Genomic DNA, 15,188 nt, shown 5'->3' with positions numbered 1-15,188 from the left:
AGCCTGTCCCGATTTTCATCGGGAGAATCTTGCATAGTTATAATCATCCCAGTATGTGACGTTCTTCGTCATGCCTGCCTGCCTCAGGCAGGCCTGTCTGCCTCAGGCAGGCCTGTCTGCCTCAGGCAGGCTCGAATTCATCTGAAAAATATTATGAGTGTGGAATCTATATTCTATTCATCACGAAACTATCACAATGGCTATTTAACCTCCATTTCCTTCTCAAAATACAAACAAAATAAAATTCAAAGGAGCAATAGTTTGTGAATGACAATTAGCTATTTGTCTTTCAAAACTTGATTTCAAATCGGGGAAGGCTGAATTACTAATCGTTCTTTGAATGTTTCTTGGATCTCCTGCTTGTAGTGACAATTGTAGCTTAGGTTCTAACCGTGTCAGAAAAGATAGCCCAAAAATATAACTCCGAGGCGCCCTATGTTTTATTTCTGGCTTGGCTCAGGTAAAGGTCACCCGATTTTAGTTAACCTTAGACCCATCACAACTCTCCAAGTTGAATGCACTATGCCTCATACTCAAGTATTTAAGGAGAAATAACCCAATTAAAGTAACTCAAACAGGTAAAAAACTCATCATTGCATAGTTGAAATGATAGATTTAGAGAAGTGAATTTATGAATATACCTGGTCGTCTATAATAATTCTACTGTTTAAACTCCAATTCATGATTCTTAAGTTTGAGGATTTGTATGTACTCAATGCTCCTCATGAAAAGTAAACAAAAGTCACATTTCCTTAATAAAACCTATTTCCACCTTATACATACTCCTTTTTCCTCCCTCATGAGTAGAATCAAAAATGAGGTAGTCACCGTTCTGACTAACCCTTGGATGCAGATCGCAGCGCCATTCTCCTTTGAAATGGGCAGGCTCGTAGAAATTCCCTACTACCACCTTTTTGTTGGTAGTAACATGATAGAGATAAAGTATCTGTAGTCGATCTTCTCCCTGTGGATAGCTGTCGTTGATGATCCACTCATAATTAGTATTAGGCACATAAGTATTGTGTCCATTGACAGGCATGGCATATTCTCCTACAATTTCCACTTGATCAGTTTTATCAGTAAATCTATAAAACGCTTCTTTCCTTCCTGCTGGCTTAGTCCATGCGGTGATTTGGTCGGAGTTTTTCCAGATAAAATGAGAGGTAAATCCAGATGGATCTAAAAGGTAAATATCTGACCCATCTACATTTGCAGTGATCATTCTTGTGATAAATCCACCGCCTGTGCTGCCAACCTTTGGGTCATAAGTTTTATACCTGTGCAAAAAAACCAGTCTCTTACTATCCGGACTCACCAGAAGGTGATTGAAATAATGGAAATATTTTGAGTCAATTTTCCCCTCTGCATTGGGCATTTCAGCTATTTCGGCTAGAGAGATAATCATGTTTGATTCTCCTGTTTTCAAATCCATTTTATAAATACCAATCTCAGCTGGAGCTTTCTCATTGATGTAAGGATCAGCAATTCCAGGATAGCCATAGCCAGGTCTCATATTTTGAATTCTATTGAATTCGGTGCCTACGGCAAAAGTACCGTCAGGACTCAACGCATAGATTGGCTTGGGTAATGTGCGATTCTCGCCAGTTTTTACATTAAAAACCCTTGAAATAAACGCTCCATTTTCCCTATCATTCCAAATCACCTCTTCATCAGAACCTGGTATCCACTGAAGCATGCATCCCTGCTGCCAGCCCCACGCAGTGCTCGTTCCGATTTCCTCCCACTTATTCCCATTTTCTAAATCAATAATCCCAATTCGCAAAGTGTCTTCTGCTGTGGGAGATCGAAAGATAGAATCCACTTTCATCCCTAGCACATACCGACCAGAGGGATCGGTCTGCAATTTGTCGTAATAGCCAAACCAATATTGACCATCACTAGCTGTGATCCGCTCCACTTTTACTGTTGAAGAAAGGTCTATCAGCGTATCTTGAACCCATGATTCTTTTTTGTGGATAGAATCCAAAAGTTGACTTCCAAATGATGGAACACCTACGAGAAATAGAATAAGTGTAAAAAATACACGATGAGATTTTAAACTACTATTGGATAGGACTAATGCGAAAACAGTCATTACTTATTGATTTAAATTTTTATGATCATCCGCACTGATGCCAGTCGCCTTACAATCTTTGTCAATCATGTCAGAAGACTGGTGACCGAAGCGGCCTCTATTCCTAAGTTTGATATTTTCTATGATACTTTTGCCGCTTTGCAGGTAAAATGGCAGATATACTTATGATTTTTTTCAATTAACAAAAGGCCTAGACTTCCTAACTATTTTGACCTCACCTGACACAACAAGAGCTTATTGATCTCCTGCGCGATTTACATCATGTTCTCTTTACCTACTGATCGGATCTATCCTTTTCCAGCTGTGTCCTAAGTTTTTGACCCGCTGCTCTGTTAAACTAGGTATTCCAAACATATCGAACTCACCCAACTCTCTCGTATTTGATACTTGCGATGGTAGTTGAAATACAGCTTCCCATTAAATCTAATCAACTATAAAATTGGTTTTAAAGGCATTAGGTTAAAACTGCCTTTTCCCGCTCCAAGAACTCCTTCAATGTGCTCGGTTGCTTTCCCGTCAACTGAAAAAAGGCATCGGAAATAGTAGGCTCTCCTTGTATCCTTGGTAAAAAATGAAGCATCGTCATCACCAAAGCGAAATCGCTCGGTGTTCCTTGCTTTTTCTTTTTGAAATAAAAACTAACAGGATTAAGGCTAATAAACTCTATTTTTCTATCAAGCACATCACTCATTAATTCCGTCACCGCTTTAAAATTCAGGTTTTCATTTCCAGTAATTTCAAATGCTTTATTCTTGAACTCTTCAAACCGAGAAATCAAAACCGCCGAAGCTTCTCCAATACTTACTACATCTACCCAATTGAACTTTGCATTTCCCGACGGAAGTGTAATCCGATGATCCTTCTTTATTTCGGGTAACAAAGTGGTCGTGAGGTTCTGCATGAAATAGCTCGGACGGACGAAAATATACTCAAAGCCATAAGATTTGATCAGACGCTCAATCTTGTTGTGGGGAATAACTTTACTCAGCTCAGCCCCCTGCACCGAGAGAAAAACGATCTTGTTTATTCCTGCTTCTTTTGCCTCTTTCAGAAGCGGATCAAAGTAACGATCTACATCAGCTAGTTGAGGGGGTCGAAGGAGAAAAAGTATATCGATACTAGTGAATGCGGCTTTAAAAGTTTCTTTCTCTTCAAAATCAAACTTGACAAACTTCAATTGCTCATTGCCAGAAAAAGCCTTCTCTGATTTCTGTATATCACGAACTGCGGCAATTACATCCAAACCAGTTTCCTTTTCCATTAAAAACTGGATTACTTCACTGCCAATATTTCCTGTGGCTCCGGTAATTAAAATATTTGTCATATTGAATGAAAGAGGAATAAAGTTGGGAACATAGTGAGATTCCTAGAACTAGGGGTAAATGGTTGCTTTTTTAACTCCAACTAGAATTCCATAGTTCTATACATATCCACATCAGGAAACTAATCCGTGGTCGGCGTTAGTTTATCAAAGTGGTTTTTGGGAAAAGGTGATTCCCCAAAATTGATGTGAAGAATGAAAGTAGTATGGCGTTAAGCATTTTCCATAGCCTAATGATTTTACGATCAAGGATATTTCAAAGAGAAGAAGAATGAGTTCCGCTATAAAAAACGATACTCTTAAACCAACTTCATCCCCACCGGATCCCAAAGAATTGGCTTTTCCCGGGCAATACTTAGATTACAAGCAAGTGAAGGTGCTGCTGCTCTGAGCCCAAATTCAGCATCCTCCAAAATCGGCGAACCCGTTCTCACACCATTGAAAAAGGTGATCATGTGATCTACTCTATCGTCATATCCTGCTGCTGCTTCGAATCTAACTGGCTCATTTTTATTGAATCCCCCTCCCTTTTCATCACCATACTTGTCCACGTACCACTTCTTGAAATCCTTTTTTTCTTCGGCTGAAAAACTTGTAAATGAATCATATCCACCGAATCCAGGCGCCACATCTCTCTTTAGCGTCTGAAGTGTATAATCATTCCAACCTATCGTTATGACTCCCTCTGTGCCGACAAGCTTTAAACCAAACTGACCGTTGCCCTCTCCATCACAGAGATTTACTCGGGTAGTTACCTGAAAGGAATCATGTTGCTCAGTCTTTGGATAGGTCATCAATGCATTAATCACATCATAAGCATCTCGTCCATCCTTCCAAAATTTCAAATCTCCCGCACTGAAGATCTTATTTGGACCTTTAGAGTCTGTGACCGTATGTAGCGTGGTCAATAAATGCACAATCAAATCGCCCGCTGCTCCTGTGCCGTAATCGCTGTAATTTCTCCAGCGGAAAAAACGGGTTGCATCAAAAGGTATCTTTGGGGCGTAGCCCAAAAAAGTATCGAAATCCACAGTTTCTGGACTGGCATCAGTGGGTATGGAATAATTCCAGGCGCCCATTTCTGTCGTTCGATCGCAATAAGCCGACACAAAAGTCAAATCCCCTATCGCTCCAGACTGAAAAACTTTTTTAGCTTCCAGCACCGCCACAGAACTCGCACGCTGACTACCAACTTGAAGTATTTTCCCTGTTGCTTTCTGGGTATCTATGATCGCCTGCCCATCCTCGATCCGCTGCACCATGGGCTTTTCACAATAGACATGTTTTCCGGCTTTCATCGCATCGATGGCGATTCGCTGATGCCAGTGATCCGGCGTGCATATCAATACTGCATCGATATCTGGTCTGGCCAGAATCTCTCGGTAATCACGAGTCGTGAAAAGATCTTTCCCGTACTTCTCCTTGGCATATTCCAGTCTTCCAGAATATAAGTCACAGGCCGCTACCAACTCAATTCCATCTATGGTCAAAGCCGCATCCGTATCGTAATGCCCAATTATTCCGGCACCTATCAGACCAATTCTGATTGTATCATTTGCCTGTGATTTTAGCTTAGATTGGAGAAGAAAACTTTTGGCAGAAGCCGATCCGGCTAAGCTTGTTCCTACGGAAGCTAAGGCTAAGCTCCCACCAGCTTTTTTCAGAAATTCTCTACGTTGATTTTTCATGGTTAATGAGTTATGTTTAACTACCTGCTAATTAGTACTTACCTGTTGAAAAATGAAAACAATCTTCTAGGTGTTCCAAAGAAAATATTCTGAGCGTAGGCTTCCAATCCTTTCTCTTTTAGAAAGCCTGGAATAGTTTCAATTAAATAAGTTAATCCAGGCGCACCTCCGTAGCTTTTCCAATACCCATTTTTCGCCATATCCATTCCCAGCGTTAGTTGATCCGGATAATCTTGGATCAGATTTTCGATCAGATTCAGCGTATAATTTGGCTCCTCTTTTTTCCAGCGAAAAGCAGAATCATATTCCACGCTAACTCCAATATCTAGCACAGCACGGTTGTATTCTACATCTTTCGCTCGATCCACATGAGAAAGTACCACATGATCCAGTTTTGCTCCCAGTTTGTCAAATAGCCTCGCTTGCTCTAGTGCTTGCCTTCCAAAATTGGTATGCGTCAAAATCGGCGCTCCTGTTTCCAAATGAGCATTCACCACTGCCCTGAATATTTTCTCCTGATGCGGTGTGAATTTTTCATCTCCAGTCGCCAGCTTGATCAGCCCAGCCTTGTGCCCGGTTCGCTGCACAAAAGGCCCGGAATAATCAAACTGATCAATTCCATCCCTGATATCTGCAATAAACAAATCCGTCAATTGTTCTTCTGAGTAGGTATATCTCCAGTGATTTTCCGGATAATATATTTCCAAATGTATGCCTGTCGGAGCGATGATTTGCACGCCACTTCTTCTGCTCACCTCGGCAAGCTTCAGTGGATTTCTCCCGCAGTTAGCCGGCATGGTATCTACCACCGTCCTACCCCCAAGGACATAGAATTCGCTCAACTCAGAAGCTATTTTCTCCACGTCGTTCAGCAGAAATTCAGGATGAGCTGCCGTCGGATAGCTATCTTCAATCACGATATGCTCGTGTGAATAGGTGAATCCCATGTTTTCAGCATCCACATCTCCCAAAACTGACCTAAAAAACTTCTTTTCCATCACCTAATTTTTATCCCAACCATTTCTTGAAATATCTGCAACCTTACGCGGCAATTCCAAAATCGCCCCTTTGCTGATTAGCGTATTTTGCAACTCAGCGACGGAAATACCTTTGGCATCCACATCCATGTTCAATGACTGAACTGCCGCAAAACCCGCCGCCTGTCCCATACTCATCGTCTGAGCCATGGATCGACAGGAAGCATGAGCATCATGCGTTGCCGAGAAACAACGCCCAACAACCCACGTATTCAAACTTTCCTTCGGAATCAGCGTACCGTAAGGAACCCCGTAACTCCCTCCATTTGGCACGTATTGCCAGTAGGTCTCCGAACTCCCATCCGCGCCTTTTCTATGATCTTCTATAGGGGCTCCGCAAAGGAAAATCTGATCTTCAAACTGCTTGGCTTCCATGCAATCTTCCTTTGTCAGGCGGTATTCTCCATATACCCTTCTCGTCTCCCGAACACCAATCTGATGGGAAAGTCCGATGATTTTAGAAGCTTCATAACCGGGTACTTCGGCTCTGAAAAAATCTTCAAAAATAAAGGACTGCCTTCTTCCTTCTATCTCAGCCTCTGTAATTCCCTCAGGGGTCAGAGGATCGTAGCCAGCCACTTTTACGGCCACAGTTGAGATGCATTTAGGCTGGCACATTTCATGGGCAGACCCCTCTTTTCGTGGCAAAGGGTAAGTCCCAGAATCGAACGCCTCACCCATTTTTGCTTTGAGCATTTTCTTGCCTCCGGCTTCTTCGAATACCTCCAGGTCCACATTGGACATGCGGAAAGTGGTTGTCATGCTTTGAGCGGGTTCATGTTCTCCTGCTTTTTCGTAAGGCAAACCAGCCCAATGGCAATAGTCAGCGTCTCCTGAAGCATCGATAACTCTCTTAGCCGTAATGGTGAAAAACCCAATCCCTTTGTGGAAAAACACGCAAACTGAAACCTCTCCTGTCTTTTCAACACTGACCAGCGTGCAGTGATACAACAGCTCCACTCCATTGTTCACTAATAACCTGTCCCAAACTTCTTTAAGTTTTTCAGGATTATAATTCACTCCTGTTCCTGCTCCATAGGTATTCGGACGGAGAAAGATATCGCCGCTTCTATTCAATTCATTGACTACCAGATCTGGCAATCCACCCACGATCTTTTTAGGCTCATCGGATGGAGTGAAAAATCCATAAAATGTATCCAGCATCTGCGTGGAAGTTCCACCTGGAAAACCATAGCGCTCAACCAAAGTCACCTTATATTTTCCCTGAGCCGCAGCAATGGCCGCAATTGAACCTGCGCTTCCACTACCGATCACGAGAATATCGGTTTTGTATTGCTTAGCGATTGAAGTTGATAAGTCCATGATTAGCTAGTGTGTGGTCCTACGTTTTGATAGAGCTTCGCCATGTTGTGCGCATGCTCATCGTAAGCGGCTTCGAATAATTCGGCAGCTTTTTCATCTCCAATGATCTTTCCGCTGCTGAGTACTTTAGGAGTTTTTCCATTTTTCTGAAGGATTGCTGCCACTTCTGCTTTTATGGTATTAATAAGTAATACACCGCCCAAGGTGGAACCCGGAGCTACTGGTGTATCCAATCCATCTAAATAAATCATCGCATCTCCCAAAGGCGCACCAGTATCCAAAACATAATCAGCGAAGTCAATTAATTTTTTTCCATCTGCTCTTTTTGAGGTACTTCCTTCAAGATGCTTGCTACTTACGAGCGCTACCACTTTGACCTTACGTTTTTGAAGTTCTTCAGCCATTTCTATCGGCACTACATTGCATCCGCTGGATGAAATGATCAGGGCTGTATCTTCAGCTGTGATGTCAAAATTCCTAAGGATTTTAGGTGCAAAACCTGGTACATTTTCCAAAAACATAGCCTGACGCTGCCCATTGCTGCCTATTACCAGGTTGTGAAAAGAAAGAGAAAGCTCCACGATGGGATTGAATCCCGGAAAGGAACCATATCTCGGCCACATCTCCTCTACCATAATCCGGCTATGGCCAGATCCAAAAAGATGCACCAGTCTTCCCTTTAGAATTGAATCAGCAAAAAGCTGAGCTACTTCTTGGATCTTAGATTCCTGAGAAGCTACGACATCGATGATTTCGCGTCCTTTTTCTAAATATTGTCTTGTATAACTCATGTTGTTTTTTTGTATTTATTCTCAATTAGTTTATCAGCCTAATTCTCATTGGTGAAGAGGCTGGAAGACAGGAGACCGAAATGGCCTCATTTATAGTTTTCGAGTTTTTTCTCTATTTCTCTTAAAATAGTACTGGCAGAAAAGCGCAATAATCATGATTCGATTTTTAAACCTGTCAAGACCTCAATCTAGGTTAGCTTCAGGCCAATCGAAGTACTTGTTTGACTCTGAGCAGAATAGTGGTGTCAGTCTGAGCGAAGTCGAGGACAATAATTTCCATTCTTTGAAAACCCCTTCGGCTTTGCTCCAGCTGCCCTTTCATCTTCCTGCTTTCCATCTCCTACTGTTGCCTTTTCGCCATTAGAGCCGCTCCAATTGCTCCAGCAAACCCATGATAGTTAGCTTCTATGATGGGAACAGGTTTTCCAGAAGGAGCCCATTCGTACAACTCCATAAATTCCCGAAGTGGCTTCATTAATAAATCTCTAGCACCGCTCGTGATTCCGCCTCCTAATACGATCACTTCAGGAGAAAAAGCATTGATCAATGAAGCCAATGAGGTTGCTAGCTTTTGAACAGTCGTCAGCCACCAGTATGAAGCTACCGGATCTCCCTCAGCATACGCTTGCACTAATGCCTTGACAGTGCTGTATCTCCCATGAGTCCTTTCACTTACCGAGAAGTTGCCCACTGCATATTCCAAACTCCCGACCATATTCGTCATCGTTTTGGCGCCCATGTGATCGACTACCGAGTGACCAAAATGACCAGCACGCTGAAGTGCGCCCTGAAACAATTCTCCGTTGATAATTACTCCTCCTCCTACCCCAGTTCCAAGAGTTAGGATCAGCATGTTTTTAATTCCTTCTTTTTTATAAAATCCTTCATACTCAGCCAAACAAGCGGAGTGACCGTCGTTCAGAACGACGATCTCACGATTCAATTCCTTCGACCAATCCAAGCCTTCAATCCCTTGAAGCCGCTCAGGCATGTAAAGAGTCTTACGATTGGACGAATCTACCAATCCAGGTGCGGAGATTCCACACCCCATTTTGGAGCTATCACCAGAAGCATATTCTCGTGTTTTCTCAGTGATTAAGGCTACGATTTTATCTTTCCAACCCAGGCTATTTTCATCAGAATCATGAGTAGAATATTCGGTTTGTTGCAGAATTTTCCCAGATCCATCCAGTACAACTAACTTGATTTGCGTGCCTCCAATATCGATTCCTAAATAGTATTTATCCATCACCTATTTATTGGTATTGTCCTTCGCTGATTGCCCAACCCCCATCTATCGCCAGTACTTGGCCTGTGATGAATTTGGAGTCTGGGGATAAAAACATCAACACAGCATTCAGAATATCTTCTGGCTGTCCAGGTCTGCCACCATCGAGTGGTTGCTTGGACTTGAGAAAATGCTGAATCTTCTCGTCCTCCATCGCCCGCTGAGCCATTGGAGTTTCAAATAAACTTGGGGCAATTACATTCACACAAATACTATGGCTGGCGTAATAGGATGCGATGGATGTAGAAAAACCTACGACAGCCGCTTTCGCAGCCGCGTAGGCATGGGTTACAAAATATTTAGGTGAAGGAGAGAATCCCAAAACGGACCCCATATTGAGGATCATTCCCGGTTGTTGATGTGCTAAAAAATAATTCACCATCGCTCGATTCGATAGCATCATAGCAGTAAGATTAATTTCAAATGTCTTGTTCCAACCGTCCAAAGTCATTTCATGCAAGGGACCATCTCCGAATTTCCGACCGCTCCCTCCTGCCACATGAAATAGACCTGTGATCGCTCCAAATTTCTCGTGTGCTTTTTCAATCGCACTTTCAATCGTTTCTGGATTGGTAGCATCTCCTGCTACTACTACAGCTAACGAACTTAGCTTTTCCTTAGCCAAATGGATTTGCTCATCAGCTCTTCCGACCACGACTACTCTTGCGCCTTGTTTTTCCAAAGCTAAAGCCGCTGCCAGTCCCATGCCTGATGTGCCGCCCATGATGATGTAACTTGTATTTGAAAAATCCATAATCCTAAGCTTCTATTGTAAAATCATCCGTATTGCAGTAGGCGAAGGAGTACACAAAAAAGCCCTCACGGTTAGTGGTCAGCTTCCTGATAATCTCCAAAATCGGTGCCCCAACTCGCACTTGTAGAGATTTCGCTAATTCTACGGTGGCTGGTATCGCTCTGAATTTTTGCACCACTCCTGTCATCTCTATGTCGTGGTTCACGATCAAAGTGTCGAAGAGTGATTTATTGACAAACTCATTTTCACAAAAACCTACCAGTTGACTATTCGACAAAAAGGTGTTCTCCATCATGATCGCCTTTTCACCAGACATTCGGATTCTGCTTAGAAAAATAGCCCCGGACTGAATTTCCTCCTGTGACAGCGACCAGTAAAAATCTTTCGGCCAAGGAATAAAACCAGGTTTTTTGAGAAACACCGTATTGATCTGATGCTCTCTTCCCTTCATGATCTCGGTAAAACCTTTGATCGAAAGCAGCTCAATACTTTTGCGCTTCAACTTTACAATACTCCCTTTTCCTTTCTGTCTTTCGATCAAGCCTTCTGCTTCCAGATTGCTCAATGCATTTCTCACGGTCATCCGGGCTATTCCATAGTGATTACACAAGTCGTTTTCTGAAGGAAGTAAATCTCCAACGCTATATTTCCCTTCAATAATTGAGCGTCGAAGGTCTTTTTGCACGGTAATATATCTTGCTGTCTCTTTCATGTTCCGACTTAAAGATTTCGTTTTTTCAACTCAGAAAAGGCATAATCAGCAGCTCTAGCCGTCAACGCCATATAGGTCAGAGAGGGGTTTTGACATGCGCTTGAAGTCATGCACGCCCCATCTGTGACAAATACATTCTCTGCTCCCCAGAGTTGATTGTGTTTATTCAACACAGAGGTCTTTGCATCTCTACCCATCCTGGCAGTCCCCATTTCATGTATATTGAAGCCAAAATTCCTGTTCTGGATTTGTCCGTTGACATTCTTAAATTTTGCCTTTTCGAGCATTTCTACTCCACTTGCCACGATATCCTTTGTCATCGCATTTTCATTTTGCTTGTATTCCGCATCAATGATTAACAGAGGCATCCCCCATTCATCCACTTGATCTTTGCTAAGCGCTACGTGATTTTCATGATAGGGAAGGCATTCTCCCATTCCAAACATAGTCATCGTCCAAGGACCAAGTTCAGTTTGATTCTTTTTCAAAGGTTCACCTAAACTATCTCCATGCGCAGCACTTATCCGACCTCTTCCACCTATGGCTGCAAAGGAATATCCGCGCAAGAATTCAGATTGTACATCATTTCCGAAGTTTCTAAATCTTGGCATATAGGTACCTGTAGGTCTTCGACCAAAGGTGTTTTTATCTTCAAAGCCTTCGAAATCTGCCGTAATGCGACCATTGTAATTATGATCCATGAGATTGTGCCCTAATTCTCCACTGTCATTGCCCATTCCATTTGGGAAGCGATCTGAAGTAGAGTTCATCAGGATCAAGGTAGAATTCAGCGTGGAACCATTGACAAAAATGATCTTCGCATAATATTCCATCTCTTCTTTGGTGTTGGCATCGATCACACGCACCCCTGTAGCCTTCCCCTTTTCTGTATCATAAATAAGTGAATGAACTACAGAAAATGGCCTGAGTGTCATATTCCCCGTTTTTTCAGCCGCCGGAAGTGTGGTGGAATTACTGCTGAAATAGGCGCCGAAAGGGCATCCTCTGTAGCAAAGATCCCGGTATTGACAGGCTCCTCTACCGTTCAGTGGCTTTGTTAAGTTAGCCGTGCGAGAAATGACTAAATGTCGGTCAGCATACTGTTGTTTGAGAGATGATTTAAAATAATCCTCTACACAATTCATCTGCATTGGTGGCTGAAACTCACCATCGGGTATCTGAGGCAAACCATCTCGATTGCCAGAAATACCTGCAAAACGCTCTACATAACTGTACCAAGGAGCGATATCTTCGTATCGAATCGGCCAATCTACTCCGTTGCCATCCTTTTCATTTTCTTTGAAATCGTGCTCGCCCCAGCGCTGAGTCCATCTACCCCAAGTCAGTGATTTACCACCCACTTGATAGCCACGAATCCAGTCAAATGGCTTGTTTTGGATGTAGGGATGTTCTTTATCTTTGACGAAAAAGTGAGCTGTAGCTTCCTGAAACGCGTAACATTTGCTTACGATGGGATTCTCTTCCCGCATTTCCCGAGTCAATTGATTTCTATGTTCAAATTGCCAAGGTGCCATCGTGGCAGTAGGGTAATCTCTGCTATGCTCGACCATACGGCCTCGTTCAAGCACCAAGGTTTTCAAGCCTTTTTCGCACAATTCTTTCGCAGCCCATCCTCCACTGATTCCTGACCCGATCACAATTGCGTCGTAGGTATTTGCTTGTTTGGCGCGCATGTTTAGGTTGATATTTTTAGTATCAAAAGACTCGTCTATCATGTGGTAGCTTTTTGTACTCGCTGACTTAATTCACCTGACATTTTATGCTTTAGGATCAGCTTCACATCTCCATTTGGAAGCTTTTCCTCTTTGATCAAGAAATGGTCGTCATCGTAAGATTTAGTGTTTTTTTCATAAATTACTCCTTCCTCACCTCTCCAGTCTTCCAACACAACAGGTTCCCACAGTTTAGTTTTAGCACTTTTATAGGCCGCATCTAAGATGGCATTGACCACATATCCGTCGTAAAATGTTTCCAATGGCTCGCGCTTTTCATCTATTGCCGAAAACATATCTGTGAACATATTGGGGTAACCCAATTCATGTGCTTCGTCTCCGACAGGAAACAGCCAGCCCTTATCCACTTCAGCTTTTTCAGCTACATAACCTCCTCCACCACCAGTAGTGAAGGTTTCGAATCCAGTCCTCAAAAAGTTATTAATCCAAATCGTGCCTTCTGTTCCCATTACTTCATCTCGCAGATCCATGCCTCCGCGAAAGCACCAACTGACTTCAAATTGGCTAATCGCACCATTGGCATATTTGATCATCCCGATAGCATGATCCTCTGCGTCAATAGGATGAACTTGCGTGTCTGCCCAGCACATGACCTCAAGTGGTTTGACGTCTTTCCCAATATAATTTCTTCCAATCTCAATGCAGTGACAAGCCAAATCGATCATCGCTCCGCCGCCGGATTTTTCCATATCCCAAAACCAATCCGAATGGGGTCCAGGATGTGCTTCTCTGGATTTGGTCCATAGAATTCTGCCAAGTGATCCGTTTTTGACACTTTCCAAAGATTTTAGAAACTTGGGCGTGTAGCACAAATCTTCCAGATATCCTGCGAAAATGCCTGCTTCCTCTACTATATCAAGCATGCGTTTAGCTTCTGCTGCTGTTCGTCCTAGCGGCTTGGTGCAGAGCACATCCTTTTTGGCTTTGGCACAGGCGGCCACAGCTTCTTCATGTAGATGATTGGGCAAAGAAATCATCACCACATCTACTGAAGGATGATTGATAGCGGCCTCCATGTCATCGGTAAAATCCTCAAAACCATAGTCTTGAGCAAATCGCTGCGCATTTTCCTTGTTTCTAGAATAGACCATCGTCACGCGGTCTATTCGTCGCTGAGCATGGAGTGATGTGGCATAAAATCGGGCGATAAATCCCGATCCTAACATGGCTATATTCATTGTTTTTGGGTCTAAAGTTTAATTATCTAATTACCAACCAAAGGTCTTTTGAACAAATTTTCGGCTTATTTTCCAGTCTTCTTTCAGCGGGTTACTTGGCGTAAAATCATTAGGAAAAGCCAGTTCTATGGCTACTTGCCCTTGAAAATTCTGCTTTTCAAGCGCTTTAGAAATCGCTGAAAAATCAGTGTCTCCCTGACCTACATACTCTGTCCACGTGCCATCTTCATACTGATCTCGAATGTGCAAGTAAACGATCTGCTCGCCATAGGTCTCTATGAATTCTACCGGATCTACTCCTCCACGTATTAACCAATTCAGATCAGGGCCAAGTTTGATATCAGGAATTCTTGCGAGCGTTCCTTTTAGATCATGCAGGTCATTTTCTACCTCGTAGGTATGGTTGTGAAGATTTGGGACAATGCCATTTTCCTTACAGATTTTCATCAAAAAGTTTAGGATTTTTGCCTGCGCATCCAATTCAGCATCTGTTTTGAGATGATCCGCGCCTCCGACTGAAACTCCGAAAGTGGTCCCTCCGACTTCAGCCAGCCTAGGAATCACCAACTCCAAGTCGTCAGCAATTGCCTGATATTGGCTAGCATCCCACATGTTGAACCCTACTCCATAAGAAGTGCCTGAAACACCAATTTTATATTTTTTGGTGAGCTCTTTGATTCTCTCTACTGCATCATCATGCCTGAGAATCGATTCCATCAATTCTATCCCATCGAGCCCAGCATAGCTCATATCAGCAAAAACAATTTCTAAGTCAGGATAGGCATCCCAATTCGGAGGAAACTTACTTGCATAGACCCATAGATGGCCGTTGATTTTTACTTTTTTGAATTCTTCCAAAGAAGCTGCTCCAACTAGCTTAGGTAAAAAGAGCGTACAAGAAGCTGCCAAGATAGATTTTTGGATAAAATCTCTTCTGCTCGATTGATGATTTTTACTCATTAGGAAATAGGGTTTATTGTTCATTCAATCGCCAAGGTATTAAATCCAACTTGTATAGACAAGTTAAAAAATTAATTTATATCCTGACAAGAGTACTAGTCTATTCAGGTAAAAAATCAACTTTTGACCTAGAAAACCTAAGTTAGAATTCCTGTGTAAATGAGTTAAAAAATGACGCGAAGTAAGATGCTTAAAAGACTGACGTTCAGGCATAGCAAAGAAGTTTTTTACTAGAAATCCATCTCTGTTTAGTAGAGAGTTAATCTAGTAGGATTATCCGCACTAAT

The 15,188-nt window shown here is 42.6% G+C and carries 13 protein-coding genes; 1 reads left to right on the top strand and 12 read right to left on the bottom strand.

Annotated features, from left to right (window positions below; all coding sequences use genetic code 11):
- Positions 1-742: 742 nt before the first annotated feature.
- Entirely contained in the window at positions 743-2,095 is a 1,353-nt protein-coding gene (locus ABJH64_RS15220) for a hypothetical protein (RefSeq protein ID WP_348273673.1), read from the bottom strand.
- A gap of 21 nt (positions 2,096-2,116) precedes the next feature.
- On the opposite strand from ABJH64_RS15220, the gene ABJH64_RS15215 reads away from it, so the two are divergent.
- The gene (locus tag ABJH64_RS15215) at positions 2,117-2,263 is read left to right on the top strand and encodes a hypothetical protein (protein ID WP_348273672.1); all 147 of its coding nucleotides are present in this window, start codon (positions 2,117-2,119) and stop codon (positions 2,261-2,263) included.
- A 286-nt stretch (positions 2,264-2,549) separates the two neighbouring features.
- Here the strand turns inward: ABJH64_RS15215 and ABJH64_RS15210 are convergent, their stop codons facing one another.
- The 11 genes from ABJH64_RS15210 to ABJH64_RS15160 form a co-directional block, all read right to left on the bottom strand.
- A complete protein-coding gene (locus ABJH64_RS15210) occupies positions 2,550-3,419 on the bottom strand; it encodes an NmrA family NAD(P)-binding protein (RefSeq protein WP_348273671.1) in 870 nt (289 codons plus the stop codon).
- Between the two features lie 296 nt (positions 3,420-3,715).
- Positions 3,716-5,104, bottom strand: a complete 1,389-nt coding sequence (locus ABJH64_RS15205; RefSeq protein WP_348299208.1) for a Gfo/Idh/MocA family oxidoreductase — start codon at positions 5,102-5,104, stop codon at positions 3,716-3,718.
- A gap of 38 nt (positions 5,105-5,142) precedes the next feature.
- Entirely contained in the window at positions 5,143-6,102 is a 960-nt protein-coding gene (locus tag ABJH64_RS15200; protein ID WP_348273669.1) for an aryldialkylphosphatase, read from the bottom strand.
- A 3-nt stretch (positions 6,103-6,105) separates the two neighbouring features.
- Complete coding sequence (locus ABJH64_RS15195) at positions 6,106-7,464, bottom strand: FAD-dependent oxidoreductase (protein ID WP_348273668.1); 1,359 nt, start codon at positions 7,462-7,464, stop codon at positions 6,106-6,108.
- A gap of 2 nt (positions 7,465-7,466) precedes the next feature.
- Complete coding sequence (locus ABJH64_RS15190) at positions 7,467-8,255, bottom strand: SIS domain-containing protein (protein WP_348273667.1); 789 nt, start codon at positions 8,253-8,255, stop codon at positions 7,467-7,469.
- Between the two features lie 340 nt (positions 8,256-8,595).
- Positions 8,596-9,504 (bottom strand): ROK family protein, encoded by a 909-nt coding sequence (locus ABJH64_RS15185; RefSeq protein WP_348273666.1) that lies wholly within the window; start codon positions 9,502-9,504, stop codon positions 8,596-8,598.
- 7 nt (positions 9,505-9,511) lie between these two features.
- Positions 9,512-10,297 (bottom strand): SDR family oxidoreductase, encoded by a 786-nt coding sequence (locus ABJH64_RS15180; RefSeq protein WP_348273665.1) that lies wholly within the window; start codon positions 10,295-10,297, stop codon positions 9,512-9,514.
- A gap of 4 nt (positions 10,298-10,301) precedes the next feature.
- Positions 10,302-11,009 carry a GntR family transcriptional regulator gene (locus ABJH64_RS15175; RefSeq protein WP_348273664.1) on the bottom strand — a complete coding sequence of 236 codons (708 nt, stop codon included), beginning with the start codon at positions 11,007-11,009 and terminating at the stop codon, positions 10,302-10,304.
- Positions 11,010-11,017: 8 nt separating this feature from the next.
- Positions 11,018-12,745 carry a GMC family oxidoreductase gene (locus ABJH64_RS15170; RefSeq protein WP_348299206.1) on the bottom strand — a complete coding sequence of 576 codons (1,728 nt, stop codon included), beginning with the start codon at positions 12,743-12,745 and terminating at the stop codon, positions 11,018-11,020.
- Positions 12,742-13,941 carry a Gfo/Idh/MocA family oxidoreductase gene (locus ABJH64_RS15165; RefSeq protein WP_348299204.1) on the bottom strand — a complete coding sequence of 400 codons (1,200 nt, stop codon included), beginning with the start codon at positions 13,939-13,941 and terminating at the stop codon, positions 12,742-12,744. Before ABJH64_RS15165 ends, ABJH64_RS15170 begins: the two co-directional genes overlap by 4 nt.
- Positions 13,942-13,971: 30 nt before the next feature.
- Positions 13,972-14,901 carry a sugar phosphate isomerase/epimerase gene (locus ABJH64_RS15160; protein ID WP_348276555.1) on the bottom strand — a complete coding sequence of 310 codons (930 nt, stop codon included), beginning with the start codon at positions 14,899-14,901 and terminating at the stop codon, positions 13,972-13,974.
- Positions 14,902-15,188 lie beyond the last annotated feature (287 nt).

The sequence above is a fragment of the Algoriphagus sp. genome (assembly GCF_039969895.1).
Lineage (GTDB): Bacteria > Bacteroidota > Bacteroidia > Cytophagales > Cyclobacteriaceae > Algoriphagus.
Note: the sequence above shows the minus strand (reverse complement) of the source record. Positions and strands in the feature narration are given on the sequence as shown.

Excerpts from the sequence above, each read along its gene's own strand:
- ABJH64_RS15220 (WP_348273673.1), bottom strand. The coding sequence starts at position 2,095 with ATGACTGTTTTCGCATTAGTCCTATCCAATAGTAGTTTAAAATCTCAT.
- ABJH64_RS15215 (WP_348273672.1), top strand. The coding sequence starts at position 2,117 with ATGATCATCCGCACTGATGCCAGTCGCCTTACAATCTTTGTCAATCAT.
- ABJH64_RS15210 (WP_348273671.1), bottom strand. The coding sequence starts at position 3,419 with ATGACAAATATTTTAATTACCGGAGCCACAGGAAATATTGGCAGTGAA.
- ABJH64_RS15205 (WP_348299208.1), bottom strand. The coding sequence starts at position 5,104 with ATGAAAAATCAACGTAGAGAATTTCTGAAAAAAGCTGGTGGGAGCTTA.
- ABJH64_RS15200 (WP_348273669.1), bottom strand. The coding sequence starts at position 6,102 with ATGGAAAAGAAGTTTTTTAGGTCAGTTTTGGGAGATGTGGATGCTGAA.
- ABJH64_RS15195 (WP_348273668.1), bottom strand. The coding sequence starts at position 7,464 with ATGGACTTATCAACTTCAATCGCTAAGCAATACAAAACCGATATTCTC.
- ABJH64_RS15190 (WP_348273667.1), bottom strand. The coding sequence starts at position 8,255 with ATGAGTTATACAAGACAATATTTAGAAAAAGGACGCGAAATCATCGAT.
- ABJH64_RS15185 (WP_348273666.1), bottom strand. The coding sequence starts at position 9,504 with ATGGATAAATACTATTTAGGAATCGATATTGGAGGCACGCAAATCAAG.
- ABJH64_RS15180 (WP_348273665.1), bottom strand. The coding sequence starts at position 10,297 with ATGGATTTTTCAAATACAAGTTACATCATCATGGGCGGCACATCAGGC.
- ABJH64_RS15175 (WP_348273664.1), bottom strand. The coding sequence starts at position 11,009 with ATGAAAGAGACAGCAAGATATATTACCGTGCAAAAAGACCTTCGACGC.
- ABJH64_RS15170 (WP_348299206.1), bottom strand. The coding sequence starts at position 12,745 with ATGATAGACGAGTCTTTTGATACTAAAAATATCAACCTAAACATGCGC.
- ABJH64_RS15165 (WP_348299204.1), bottom strand. The coding sequence starts at position 13,941 with ATGAATATAGCCATGTTAGGATCGGGATTTATCGCCCGATTTTATGCC.
- ABJH64_RS15160 (WP_348276555.1), bottom strand. The coding sequence starts at position 14,901 with ATGAGTAAAAATCATCAATCGAGCAGAAGAGATTTTATCCAAAAATCT.